We start from the raw sequence: 12,538 nt of genomic DNA on the forward strand, positions 1-12,538 counted from the left end.
GCTGGAACATACCCTTCGGTATGGTACGGTCTCGAAATGTGATCTGGATCGCACTGTCCGCCATGTCTTGATCACGTGAAGTCGTGCGCAGCGCCGAAACAGGAAGTGAGCCAGGTTTGACGATTGGTGACAGTTTCCAGCGAATCCCGTTTGAACCCGCCACGGATGGGCGGGTGGAGAGCCATTCGGGTCTGACTCGTCACTATCCGACATTGCCCGCCAATTTTGTGGCGCCAGAGGCACATTCGAAACGCGTTGGCCTGATCATGGCTCATCCCGCGTCCAACTTCCTGACCCACTTCCTGCTCCGCGGATTCGCTGAAGCGGGCGTTCCGATCATGGGTATCAACACGCGATACAGCACCAATGAGCCGGCGTTGATCATGGAGCGGGCCGCGCTCGATCTCGGTTGTGGTGTGCGGTGGATGCGCGAAGTGCTGGGATTCGAGAAGGTCGTCATTCTCGGTTTCAGCGGGGGAGGGTCGTTGGCCGCGTTCTACCAGGCCCAGGCGTTGAACAACGATGTCACGCAAACGCCCGCGGGAGATCCGGTTGACATGTCCGGACTGGTGCCGGCCGACGGGCTTGCGCTCATCGGTGCCCATCCCGGTCGCGCAAGGGTGTTGCGGCATTGGGTCGATGGCTCTGTGGTCGATGAATCGAATCCCTTTGAAACCGAAGAACATCTGAATCTCTACAATCCCCGACGAACAGTTCCGCTGGATCCGGCCTGGGTGGAGGAATACCGCGACGCGCAGCTTCGTCGCATTCGCCGCATCGACGGATGGGCTCTCGACCAGCTGCAGGTACTCGATCGACATGGCGCGGCTGATCGCGCATTTGTTGTCCATCGCACCGTGGCCGACCCGCGGTTTGTCGACCTCGCAGTCGATCTCAGCGACCGCGCGATCGGGAGTATGTACGGCGACCCGGCCGCGGCGAACATGGCGGCCGGTGGCCTCGCCCGGTTCAGCACGGTCCGATCGTGGTTGAGCACCTGGAGTTTCGATCGCACCAACGCCGATGCGCTGCGCAACCTGAAGGCGATCACAACACCGACAACGGTGGTCTGTCTGCGCGCCGATCAGGCCGCATTTGTCAGTGACTCGCGCGATATGTACGAGGCATCGGCGGATCCGCAGGCGTCGCTGACCGAACTCGACAACCTCAACCACTACCTCGTCGATCAGCCCGGTGGCCTACCGATGATCGTCGAAGACTTGAAGTCCTGGCTCATCAAACGCGAACTTGCAGAGGGATTCGAATCGTGACCATCGACGAAACCGCGGTGCCGACAGTCGAATCCGGCCCGGCAACCGCAAGCCATCCGACTGCTTTCTGCTACGAGGAGGGGATGAACTCCCCGGGTGTCCAGTGGGCGCAGACGTTGGTGCGCCGGATCTTCGGTACCGAGATGTTCCCGACGCAGCAGCAGATCGACGACATCTGTGCCGACATGTTCACGGCGGATCCCGTTGCGGAACGGTTTGTCGACGAGGTCTTCTACGGCGAAATCGGGCCCACCCGTGGGCGTGCGATGCTGCAACAGGCCTTGGCCGAGGGCATTTCGTCGCTCACCGATCCACCGGAGTCGATGGTGGCCCTGTTCGACGAGTTCGAGCATGTGCCGGACTGGGTGGATTCGGAGATGGTCGAACGGGGTGCGGCGATCTGGCGGCGTTGGGGCACAATGTTGTTCAGTGTTGCCGGCGGGATCACCCTCGAGATGTACACCGAATCGTCGGTCGCGACCCCACTGTCGCTGGCAGGCGGATACGCCGGTGACAACGCATTACGCAGATTCCTCGAGACAGCGAGGTTCTGGATCGACGTGTCGGAACCGGATGCGCTGCTGACCCGTGGCAGCAAAGGCCGGGAGACCGCGATGCTGGTGCGCGTGATGCATGTGTCGGTGCGCAGGCGAGTGGCCGACCACCCCGAATGGGATACCGAGAAGTGGGGCATCCCGATCAGTCAGACCTACATGCTGCTGACGTTGCTCGGCGGTAGTGTGGCGCCTGCGCTCGCTCTGCGACTGGTCGGAATACAGACGCCTGCAAGCGAAATCCGCGAGCTGATCCACTTCCAGAAGTACATGGGTCACGTCCTCGGAGTGCGGACCCGGTGGCATCCGGAGACCATTGCCGACTCGCTACGGCTCCTTCTGCTGGTCGCGGTGTCCCGCAGCCACGATGCAGGTGATCACGGTGCCGAACTCATCGAGTCGTTCCCGAGAGCGTTTGCGCCGCGGTATGGGCACACCGGGCTCAAGAAGTTCAGGGAAAAGTACAACGGCATGATCTATGCGGCGTATTCGGCGGTATTCATGATGCCCTGGACCCGAAAGAAGTACGACATGCCAAGCGCTGTCCCGGGATTACTGTGGTTGATCGCACGACTACCCGCGGTGACGGTGTACGAAATCCTGCGACGACTGATTCCGCCGTTGGCTGCTCGCCACGAGACGCTCATGCGCCGCCACCGCGAGAACTGGTACCGCGCACAGATGGATGGCCGGGAGTCAGAGTTCGACGCCTCGGGGGCATTGCGGCGATGACTGTGTCGAACAGCAAAGCAGCGTCGAACAGCAAAGCAGCGTCGAACAGCAAGGCAGAACTGCAGTACCTGTCCGGATTCGGCAACGAGCACTGGTCCGAGGCGATCCCGGGCGCATTGGTGACCGGCCAGAACTCACCGCAACACGCGCCGATGGGTCTGTACGCCGAACAGATCTCGGGCACCGCGTTCACCGAACCCCGAACCATCAACCGGCGCACCTGGATGTACCGGATCATGCCGACCGCCGCGCACCGCCCGTTCACCCGGATCGACGACGGCAGGTTGCGCAGTGCTCCCATCAGCGCAACTGCCGACCCGAACCGATTGCGCTGGGATCCGTTGCCCGCGCCGACCGGACCCGTCGACTTCCTCGATGGCATCTACACGATCGCCGCCAACGGGGATGTGCGTACGCGCAGTGGAATCGCGGTTCACCTGTACTCCGCGACAACCTCGATGACCGACCGCTACTTCTCGAACGCCGACGGTGAACTCCTCATCGTGCCGCAATCCGGTGAGCTGACGATCCGAACCGAACTCGGGGTGCTGGGTGTCGGTCCGGGCGAGATCGCCGTTATCGGGCGTGGCATCAAGTTCTCCGTCGACATCGCCGATGACCTGGTATCGGGGTATATCTGCGAAAACTACGGGGCCTACTTCGAGCTGCCGGAGCTCGGCCCGATCGGAGCGAACGGTCTGGCACACGCACGTCATTTCCATCATCCCGTGGCGGCGTACGAGGACGTGGCGCGCAATGTGCAGTGGGTCAACAAGTTCGGTGGCCACCTCTGGGCCACGGATCTGGATCATTCTCCGCTGGATGTGGTGGCGTGGCATGGGAGCCACAGCGTCTACAAATATGACCTGGCACAGTTCAATGTGATGGGGACGCTCGGCTGGGACCATCCCGACCCGTCGATCTTCACGGTGCTGACGTCGGTGTCAGAGCGACCGGGGCAGGCCAATGTCGACTTCGTGGCATTCCCGCCGCGTTGGGTGGTGGGGGAGCACACCTTCCGGCCGCCGCACTTTCATCGCAACGTGATGGCCGAGTTCATGGGTCTGATCTACGGCGTCCACGACTCGAAGGCCGAAGGCTTTGTGCCCGGTGGATCGAGCCTGCACAACATGTTCGCTGCGCACGGCCCGGATCTACAGACCTTCGAGGCCGGTAGCAACGCCGATCTCACACCTCAAAAGTTCGACAACTCATTGGCTTTCATGTTCGAGACGAGGTGGCCGCTGGTGGTCACCGACTTCGCCATGGCAGCCGTGCATCGGCAGAACGACTACGACGGTGTCTGGTCCGGTCTGCACCGCAACTTTCAACCATCGACAAGGGAGTCCTCATGACAGCTGCAGCAGTCCGGCCGAAATCACCTGTGGTCCCCGAAGCGGGTTTGCGGATCGGTGGACGGGTACGTCCATCGGCCGGTGGGCAGACCTACCAGTCCATCAATCCGGCCGACGAATCGTTGGTTGTCGAACTCCCGGCGGGCAATGCCGCCGACGTCGACGAGGCAGTCAGCGTCGCTCGCGCAGAGTTCGAAGAGGGGCAGTGGGCAACCATGCCCGCGCATGAGCGGGGCCGGGTGCTGTCCCGGGTGGCAGACCTGATCGAGGCCGATGCAGAGAACATCTCTGCACTGGAATCGGTTGAGATGGGCAAGCTGTATGTGGACACCGTGAACGGTGATGTCCCGGCGGCAGCCGCCGTGTTCCGGCATTTCGCGGGATGGGCCGACAAAATCCAGGGATCGACCGCTCAGCTGCCGGACATCGCCGGGCAGCACCGCTTCGGATTCACGCTGCGGCAACCGGTGGGTGTGGTCGGTGCGATCACCCCGTGGAACAACCCGCTCGTCATCGCCGCGTGGAAACTCGCGCCGGCTCTTGCTGCCGGATGCACCGCGGTCGTCAAACCCGCTGAGGACGCGTCGTTGTCGACCATCCGTCTGGCCGAATTGTTCAGAGAGGCGGGACTTCCCGACGGTGCGCTCAACATTGTGACCGGACTCGGCGACGAAGCAGGCGCCGCGCTCGCCGGACATGCTGGTATCGACAAGATCTCGTTCACCGGATCGGCGCGGGTCGGCAAGCAGATTCAGCCGTTGGCCGGCGACAAGTTCCGCAAGATGACTTTGGAGCTCGGCGGGAAGTCGCCGCAACTGATCTTTCCGGACGCAGATCTGGACGCGGCGATGTTCTGGATCGCGATGGGCAACTTCTACCACCAGGGACAGGTGTGCGCGGCCGGTACCCGAGTCCTGGTCCACGAGTCGATTGTCGACGAGGTCGTCGAGGGCTTGACCGCGGCTGCGCGCGCTGCGGTCATCGGTGATCCGATGGACCCGTCGAGCACGATGGGAACGATCGTGAACGAAAAGCAGCTCGACCGGGTGATGGGCTACATCGAGAAGGGCAAACGGGAGGCCGAGCTGATCACCGGCGGCAACCGGATCGCCGGCCCGGGCTTCTTTGTCGAACCAACCGTCTTCCGCGGGACCAACGACATGACCATCGCTCGCGAGGAGATCTTCGGCCCGGTGGCCACCGTCATCACCTTCCGCGACACCGATGAGGCTGTGCGACTTGCCAATGCGACGAAGTACGGGCTCAACGCGATGATCTACACATCGAGCCTGTCAACGGCACATTCGGTGATTCCCCGGCTTCGGGTGGGCATGGTGTGGGTCAATGGCTGGGGTGTGCCCGAGCCGCAGCTCCCGTGGGGTGGTCGTGAGGCCAGCGGGTACGGCCGCGAACTCGGTCAAGCGGGTCTGCTCGCCCATACCGAGGAAAAGACCGTCCACCTGGCCTTCTGATCCCGGTCGACCGAACAGTCAGACCGCGATCAAAATCAACAACGGAGTGAGATCATGACAACCGTGGACATCGTCGAAGCATGGAACGGCCCCGGCCGCAAGGACGGGGTGATCACCGATGCAACACCGAAAAACAATGCGGTACACCTCAGTTCAGGTGGCGCGGCATTCGAGCACTGGTATTTCGATGCCCAGCTCGAGGACGGCCACACCGTGGTCGCGTTCCTGAACAAACGGCGGCCTGAAGATCCTCCCAAGTGCAGACCCTGGGTCGAGATCATCATCTACGCCCCGGATGGAACCCGCCGGGAGATCGCCAAAAAATACCCGCGCGGGGAGTCGTACTTCTCCGAAGAGAAGTGTGACGTGCGGATCGGCAAAAACACTGCACGCGTGAGCTTTCCGGAGGATGGCGGGCTGCCGAGCTACCACGTTTTCATCGCCGAAGAAGACGTGACGTTCGACCTCACGTTCACGGCCGAATTGCCGCCCTGGATGCCGGGGCGTGGTGAAACACACTTCGGCGCAAAGCATTCCTTCGGCTGGATCGTCGGTGCACCCCGCGCACGCGTCACCGGAACCGTGAAGCTGGGTGACGAGACCCTTGATACGAACGGCCGCGGCTATGCCGACCACAATTGGGGCGTCGGCGACATGAAGCGTGTCATCGACTGCTGGCACTGGGGCCGACTCTATGTGGATGACTACACACTGCTGTACGCATCGGTGAAAACGCAGGAGAAGTTCGGATCGCACGCGATCCAGCCACTGATGCTCGCACACAACGATTCCATCGTCCTGAGCACAGGAGAGGTCGAGTTCACCACCGGGCCGACAGCGTTCGACGAGGTGGCGAATCGTAGTTATCCCACCTGGATCTCGCTGGAGGTGCAGGGAAGTCTGGAGCTGCGGCTGGATGTCCAGCGCGTTCTCCATGCGCACGACTTCCTCGACGATATTCCGGTGATCGGCAGCAAGCTACTGCGCCCGCTCGCGTACCGACTGATCGGGCATCCCGGGTATTTCCGGTTCCAGTCGACGTTCGACCTCAAGATCATCGACGGGGAGCAAACCCACCATCGCACCGGGACGACCCTCCACGAACTGGTCGCGCTGCGCTGACCGCACCCGCAGATGCTCCACCTATACGAAGACGCTCCACAAATATGTGGAGCGTCTTCGTATAGGTGGAGCGTTTGGGGGTTGGTGGTCAGTTCGTCGCGTCGAGGATCTTGATCGCGAACACCAGGGTGTCACCGGCTTCGATGCCGGCCGCCGGCTGTCCCGATGCGTAGCCGTCGGAGGAGGTCATCGCGACGGCAACGGTGGAGCCGACTTTTTGCCCGGCGATGGCCTTCTGGAATCCCGTGACGACGCGCGTCAGCGGGAATTCGGAGGGTGCACCGCGCTGGTAGGCACTGTCGAACACGGTGCCGTCGCGGCCGTTGACGCCCATGTAGCAGACGGAGACCTCTGCGGTCTCAGCGACGATGTCACCATTGCCCTCGGTCAGCGTCTGAACTGCGGTCGCGTCCACCGAAAACGGCTCTGTGACAGTGATTTTGGGAGCCGCCGCATCGGTCGAACCGGTGACTTCCACCGCGCCGGTAGCGCCGTCCAGTGTCCATTCCGGTGCGACGTCGCCTGCCGGTTCCGCCGTGGGGCACGACGCCACCGAAGATGCGGCGGCTGTGGAATCGCTCGACGAGTTGTCGTCGGAGCCGCAGGCGGCGAGCAGTAGCAGTGAGGACGAAGCCACGAGGGCCATGGAGAGGCGCTTGGAGATCATGAAAGGAAACCTAACAGTCCCTACTCGGGGCCCCGATCGGCGGCGGTGGACAACCCGACGCGAACGCGGCTACTGTGAGTGCAACCGCAAGGCTGACAGTATCGCTTTGTGAAACGAACCTTCAGGGGAGGTGCACGGTGACGACGGTTTCAGAGGGTCGGCAACGCAGCAAGGTTTCTTACGATCGCCCGGTTGACTGCGACAACCACTACTACGAGAAGATCGACGCCTTCACCCGCCATCTCGACCCGAAGTTCAAAAGGCGCGGGGTCGAGATCATCACCAAGGGCACCCACACCGAACTGCTCGCCGGTGGCCAGTTGTTCGAGTTCGTGCCCAATCCCACGTTTGACCCGGTGATCGTTCCGGGCTGCCTCGACGCTTTGTTCCGCGGCGAGATCCCGGAGGGTGTGGACCCTCGGAGTCTGTCGAAGGTCGAGCCGCTCAACCCTGCCTACCAGGATCGCGACCTGCGGCTGGAGATGATCGAGAAGCAGCAGATGTCGGGTGTGATCTTGCTGCCGACGCTGGCTTGCGGTGTCGAAGAAGCCCTCAAACATGACATACCGGCGACGATGGCGAGCATCACCGCCTTCAATCGATGGCTCGACGAAGACTGGGGCTACGCGTATCAGGGCCGGATCTTTGCGACTCCGATGCTGTCGTTCGCCGACCCCGACCAGGCTCTGGAAGAAATCGATCGTCTGATCGAGCGTGATGTGCGCATCGTCTCGGTGCGTCCGGCGCCGATACCGGCCGGCCACGGAACGTCCAAGGCGTTCGGAGATCCGCGATACGACAAGGTGTGGGCCAAGCTCGCCGAAGCGGACATCCCGGTTGCGTTCCACCTGAGCGACAGCGGCTACACAGAGTTCCTGGGTGCGGCCTGGGGCGGGCCACCGAAGTTCGCACCGTTTCGATACAACGACCCGCTGGCATCGCTGGTCGTATCGGATCGAGCCATCCACGACACGATTGCCAGCCTCGTCATCGGTGGCGTGTTCACGCGCCATCCGAGACTCCGGGTGGCGAGCATCGAAAACGGTTCGGACTGGGTGCATTTGCTGCTCAAGCGGTTACGCAAACTCGCCAACCAGGCGCCGTGGTTGTTCGTCGAAGATCCCGGGGACACCTTGCGCAGGCACCTGTGGGTCTCGCCGTACTACGAGGATGACGTCCCGAAACTTGTTGAGGTCATGGGATCTGACCGGGTCATGTTCGGGTCGGATTGGCCGCACGGCGAGGGGTTGGAGACCCCGCTCGATTTCATCCACGAACTCGAGGGCTTCGGAGAGGCCGAAGTCGATCAGATCATGCGGACCAACGTGTTGGAACTGATGGGCATCGACTACTGACGGTTCGGCAGGGCTGAAACATCCTGACGTCATGGCAATTTGGGCCCACTCGACGGGCGAAAGCGCACGTATTGCCGTTGGGCTTACCGTATGGTTGCGCGCATGAGTGGAACGTTTGCAGGCAAAGTCGCGATTGTCACCGGCGGTGGCTCCGGAATCGGTGCGGCACTGACCCGCGCTCTGGTGGCAGCCGGCGCCGACGTCACCTGCACCGACATCGATCCTGATGCGGCCCGCACCGTCGCGGAGGCGGCAGTGGGTGACGGAACGGCCCGCGCCGAGCGACTCGACGTCACGGACGCAGTCGCTGTCCAGGCCGTTGTCGACGGTGTGGTCGAGCGCTGCGGTCGCCTCGATCTGATGTTCAACAATGCCGGGATACTCTTCGGCGGCGACACCGAACTGCTGACTCTGGACCAGTGGAACGCCATCATCGATATCAACATCCGCGGTGTGGTGCACGGTGTTTCGGCGGCATACCCGGTGATGATCCGGCAGGGGGCCGGTCACATCATCAATACGTCGTCGATGGCGGGGCTGGCCGCGACCGGCCAGATCACCAGCTACGTGATGACCAAGCATGCGGTCGTGGGACTGTCGCTCGCTCTGCGTACCGAGGCTGCCGCACACGGCGTCGGTGTCCTGGCGATCTGCCCCGGTGCCGTGGAGACACCGATCATCGAGAAGGGCGCTGTCGGCGACTTCGATGGCCGCGACTTCTTCCGGCAAGGCCAGGGAACCAAGCACTTTCACGATCCGGATCGACTGGCCCGGGACACGTTGCGGGCCATCGAACGAAATCGCGCTTTGCTGGTGACACCGGCCCGCTCGCGGATGGCCTGGATATTTGCACGGCTCGCACCGGGCCTGATGCAGAAGATGTCCATTCGTTTTGTGGCGCAGTCCCGCTCCGCACACAGCGGTAACAGCCTGCAGAAGTGACCACCAAAGGAACACGCCCATGAGTGCGACGCTGTCGATCCCGCGATATCCCTCCGACGTCACCAACACCTGGCTGTCAGGGGTGCTGAGTGTCGGACGCGCACCGGTGACGGTGGCCGAGGTGGCGGTCAGCCCGATCGGCACCGGACAGACCGCCGCTACCTACCGGATCAATGCCACGTACACCGCAGGCCGCGCAGACCTGCCCGATAGTTTTGTGCTGAAACTCCCGGCCCAGGACGACAGCGTGCGCGACGGTCTGGTGTTGGGGTACGTCAGCGAATGTGCGTTCTATGACTCGGTTGCCGACCTGGTGCAGGTTCCGATCCCGCGGTGCTATCACAACGAGATCGCCGATGGCGGAAAGAACTTCGCGCTTTTGCTCGGTGATGAGGTCGGTGCGGTGCAAGGCGATCAGATCCGTGGTTGCGGGCAGGAACAGGCCCTGGCGGTGGCGCGGGCGCTGGCCGGACTTCATGGACCGACCTGGTGCGATCCCGCCTGGCACGATTTTTCCGGCCTGGCCTTCGCGATGAAGGATGTCACCGCCATGTCAGGGTTGAGTGATGTGGCGCAGATGAGCGCAGGCATGACCATCGACAAACTCGGCGACCGATTGTCAGCCGCGGACCGCGTGACCCTGACCGACGCAATGGGCATGGTCAAACCGTGGCTGAGCGATTCTCCGGAACGTTTTGCGCTGTTGCACGGCGACTTCCGGCTGGACAACATGCTGTTCGGCGCCGACGGAAAGCTGACGGTGGTCGACTGGCAGACGCTGGGTGTGGGACTACCGGCCCGCGATCTGGCGTACTTCGTCGGAACCAGCGTCGAGTCGGAGTTGCGCGCCGCCATCGAAGAGGGTGTGGTCGACGCCTATCACCAAGCGCTCACCGGCTATGGAATTGCTGACTACTCACTCGAAACATGTTGGCGCGACTACCGGTTCGGCATGCTGCAGACCCTGCTGATCACCTCGCTGGGTTGCGCGTTCGCAACCGGCACGGACCGCGGGGAGCGGCTGTTCGAGGTGATGTTGCAACGCGGGTGTCAGGCGATCCGTGATCTGGGCAGCCTGGACCTGGTCGCAGGAACTGCCTGAAACGCGGGGCGATTCACAGGTAGAGCGCGGCGACTTCGTTCACCTGCACCTTCAGTGCTGCGTTGCGGGGCAACTCATCGACGATCGTGATCGCCACCGGGACGTGGTGGCTTGGCAGTGACTCGCGGACCAGGTCTTTCAGCGTTTCTTCGGTGGGTACCGGAAGTCCGGCGCGGACCTCGACGGCGGCAAAAGGCACGTGACCGAGCAGCTGATCTTCGACACCCACCACCGCCGCGTCCAGCACTGACGGATGTCCGAGAAGCACGCTGCGGACGGTTTCGGGAAGGATCTTGAATCCACCACGGTTGATCGCGCCATCGCCACGTCCGTGAATCGTCACGAATCCGTCGGAGTCGACCGATGCGATGTCGGTGGTTGCCACCCAACCGTTTCCGAGTACTTCTGATCGGGCTTCGAGTCGACCTTGCATTCCGGTCGGTGCCTGCGCCCCGGTGCCGAGGTCGATGATCCGGACCTCGATACCCGGCAACGGCCTGCCGACACTGCCGGGCCTGGACGCGCCGAATTCACGATGTAGGTCCGGTGTCCACGCACAGACCGAACCCGCGAATTCGGTTGCGCCGTAGCCCCACAACAGGGTTACGTCGTACTTCTCCTCGAATCGCTTGCGCAGCTCTGGATCGAGCGGGCCGGATCCGCCCGGCAGGTACTGCAAGGACGCGAGATCTTCTGACGGAACACCGGCCTCGAGCACCATACGCAGGATCGCCGGTTGCACCCCGGTCCGGGCGATGCGATAGGTGCGGATCGCTCGCACCCATTCATCGACGGTGAACTTTTCGAGCAGCACCATGCGCTTTTGGAGAAACGGAGCGGCCAGCAATTGGCAGATCCCGATGCTCCCGAACGGCCAATACACCAGTTCCGGTGGATCATCGGGTGTCGCGTTCTGGCCGATGGTCATGCTGAGCACGGTGTGCTGGAGTGCCTTGGTCGGCAGCGGGAGACGCTTGGGTGGACCGGTGGTCCCGCTGGTCAGGATGTGGAGTCCGGGCAGGTCGAAGGTTCCGCCGGTGTTTCCGGTCTTGCGGTCGCGCATCGCCGCCAGTTCGACCGTGGGTTCGGTCGGAGACAACACAATTGCGCAGGCCCCGATCGTGCGGCAGGCCGCGGCAACAGGTGCGGTCCAGTCCTGGCGATCGGTGATGACTGCCGCCGGGCGCAGCGCCTCGATGTCCCGGGCGATGGAGTTCTCGGATTGGTAGGAATAGATCATCGCCATCGGACGTCGTGCCACGATGAAATCGAAGAGCGCTGCGGCATGCGGCACCCGGTTGCGGACCACGATGCCGACGGATTCGTGAGCCTGCACTCCCGCTTCGACGAGTGCGTTGTCGATCAACTCGCGATACCGCGCTATGTCGTTGCCGGAGTACCACTGCCGGCCGAACTCGATGAACGGGGCATCGCCGTATCCGGCCAGCCGGTCATCCAGCTCGGTGGCAAATCGGGTACCGGCGTCGATGGTCATCGATTCATCCGAGCTCTGGAGCGGCGTGGTCGACTGTCGAAACCAACGGCGACTGCCCTCGTACCCGCGCGAAACTGATGGTTGCGATGGCGGCGAGTTCGTCGGAAGGCCTGGAGGTGATCTCGACATCGATGATGACGTTGCGTTTGCCTGCGTGCACAATGCGTGCCGTGGCTTGCGCAACTCCGGCGGTCACCGGCCGTAGATAACGCAGGTGCAGGTCGGAGGTGACCACATTGCCGTCGCAGGCGTCGAGGGCAAGCCGGCCGGCCACGATGTCGACCAGCGTTGCCAACAGTCCGCCCTGGATTCCACCCGAGAGGTTGACGACGTGCGGTGCCACCGGCAGTTCCCACGCCATGGCGGCGCCGTCGACGGAGGCCTGCCGAAATCCGATCTCATCGAACAACTCGCCAATGGTGTTGGTATAGCTCATGGAGTTCCTTTCGGTGAGGGCAGGTGGTCACCGAC

The 12,538-nt window shown here is 62.8% G+C and carries 11 protein-coding genes; 8 read left to right on the plus strand and 3 right to left on the minus strand.

Annotated features, from left to right (window positions below; all coding sequences use genetic code 11):
• Window positions 1–173: 173 nt before the first annotated feature.
• From AC56PL_RS06080 to AC56PL_RS06100, 5 genes are all read left to right on the plus strand, one after another.
• On the plus strand, window positions 174–1,271 hold the full coding sequence (locus AC56PL_RS06080) for an alpha/beta hydrolase (RefSeq protein WP_497153251.1): 1,098 nt from the start codon (window positions 174–176) through the stop codon (window positions 1,269–1,271).
• Window positions 1,272–1,354: 83 nt separating this feature from the next.
• A complete protein-coding gene (locus AC56PL_RS06085) occupies window positions 1,355–2,557 on the plus strand; it encodes an oxygenase MpaB family protein (RefSeq protein ID WP_497153571.1) in 1,203 nt (400 codons plus the stop codon).
• Window positions 2,554–3,912, plus strand: a complete 1,359-nt coding sequence (gene hmgA, locus AC56PL_RS06090) for a homogentisate 1,2-dioxygenase (RefSeq protein WP_497153252.1) — start codon at window positions 2,554–2,556, stop codon at window positions 3,910–3,912. Before AC56PL_RS06085 ends, hmgA begins: the two co-directional genes overlap by 4 nt.
• Entirely contained in the window at window positions 3,909–5,384 is a 1,476-nt protein-coding gene (locus AC56PL_RS06095; RefSeq protein ID WP_497153253.1) for an aldehyde dehydrogenase family protein, read from the plus strand. The genes hmgA and AC56PL_RS06095 overlap by 4 nt, the downstream gene beginning before the upstream one ends.
• A gap of 54 nt (window positions 5,385–5,438) precedes the next feature.
• Window positions 5,439–6,506, plus strand: coding sequence for a lipocalin-like domain-containing protein (locus AC56PL_RS06100; RefSeq protein ID WP_497153254.1), 1,068 nt, complete (start codon window positions 5,439–5,441; stop codon window positions 6,504–6,506).
• A gap of 88 nt (window positions 6,507–6,594) precedes the next feature.
• On the opposite strand, the gene AC56PL_RS06105 is transcribed toward AC56PL_RS06100, so the two are convergent.
• Window positions 6,595–7,173, minus strand: coding sequence for an FKBP-type peptidyl-prolyl cis-trans isomerase (locus AC56PL_RS06105; protein ID WP_497153255.1), 579 nt, complete (start codon window positions 7,171–7,173; stop codon window positions 6,595–6,597).
• A 137-nt stretch (window positions 7,174–7,310) separates the two neighbouring features.
• Between AC56PL_RS06105 and AC56PL_RS06110 the strand changes: the two genes are divergently transcribed.
• The 3 genes from AC56PL_RS06110 (at window position 7,311) to AC56PL_RS06120 (ending at window position 10,572) form a co-directional block, all read left to right on the plus strand.
• On the plus strand, window positions 7,311–8,528 hold the full coding sequence (locus AC56PL_RS06110; protein ID WP_497153256.1) for an amidohydrolase family protein: 1,218 nt from the start codon (window positions 7,311–7,313) through the stop codon (window positions 8,526–8,528).
• 102 nt (window positions 8,529–8,630) lie between these two features.
• Window positions 8,631–9,470, plus strand: coding sequence for an SDR family NAD(P)-dependent oxidoreductase (locus tag AC56PL_RS06115; protein ID WP_497153257.1), 840 nt, complete (start codon window positions 8,631–8,633; stop codon window positions 9,468–9,470).
• Window positions 9,471–9,489: 19 nt separating this feature from the next.
• Window positions 9,490–10,572 (plus strand): phosphotransferase family protein, encoded by a 1,083-nt coding sequence (locus AC56PL_RS06120; protein WP_497153258.1) that lies wholly within the window; start codon window positions 9,490–9,492, stop codon window positions 10,570–10,572.
• Between the two features lie 13 nt (window positions 10,573–10,585).
• Here AC56PL_RS06120 and AC56PL_RS06125 read toward each other — a convergent pair whose 3' ends face one another.
• Both AC56PL_RS06125 and AC56PL_RS06130 read right to left on the minus strand, forming a co-directional pair.
• Window positions 10,586–12,067 carry a class I adenylate-forming enzyme family protein gene (locus AC56PL_RS06125; protein WP_497153259.1) on the minus strand — a complete coding sequence of 494 codons (1,482 nt, stop codon included), beginning with the start codon at window positions 12,065–12,067 and terminating at the stop codon, window positions 10,586–10,588.
• A gap of 4 nt (window positions 12,068–12,071) precedes the next feature.
• Window positions 12,072–12,503, minus strand: a complete 432-nt coding sequence (locus AC56PL_RS06130; RefSeq protein ID WP_495515458.1) for a hotdog fold thioesterase — start codon at window positions 12,501–12,503, stop codon at window positions 12,072–12,074.
• Window positions 12,504–12,538: the final 35 nt, after the last annotated feature.

The organism is Williamsia sp. Y721, assembly GCF_059683565.1.

Coding starts and splice junctions, on each gene's coding strand:
- AC56PL_RS06115 (WP_497153257.1), top strand. CDS start 8,631: ATGAGTGGAACGTTTGCAGGCAAAGTCGCGATTGTCACCGGCGGTGGC.
- AC56PL_RS06085 (WP_497153571.1), top strand. CDS start 1,355: ATGAACTCCCCGGGTGTCCAGTGGGCGCAGACGTTGGTGCGCCGGATC.
- hmgA (WP_497153252.1), top strand. CDS start 2,554: ATGACTGTGTCGAACAGCAAAGCAGCGTCGAACAGCAAAGCAGCGTCG.
- AC56PL_RS06105 (WP_497153255.1), bottom strand. CDS start 7,173: ATGATCTCCAAGCGCCTCTCCATGGCCCTCGTGGCTTCGTCCTCACTG.
- AC56PL_RS06100 (WP_497153254.1), top strand. CDS start 5,439: ATGACAACCGTGGACATCGTCGAAGCATGGAACGGCCCCGGCCGCAAG.
- AC56PL_RS06130 (WP_495515458.1), bottom strand. CDS start 12,503: ATGAGCTATACCAACACCATTGGCGAGTTGTTCGATGAGATCGGATTT.
- AC56PL_RS06120 (WP_497153258.1), top strand. CDS start 9,490: ATGAGTGCGACGCTGTCGATCCCGCGATATCCCTCCGACGTCACCAAC.
- AC56PL_RS06125 (WP_497153259.1), bottom strand. CDS start 12,067: ATGACCATCGACGCCGGTACCCGATTTGCCACCGAGCTGGATGACCGG.
- AC56PL_RS06095 (WP_497153253.1), top strand. CDS start 3,909: ATGACAGCTGCAGCAGTCCGGCCGAAATCACCTGTGGTCCCCGAAGCG.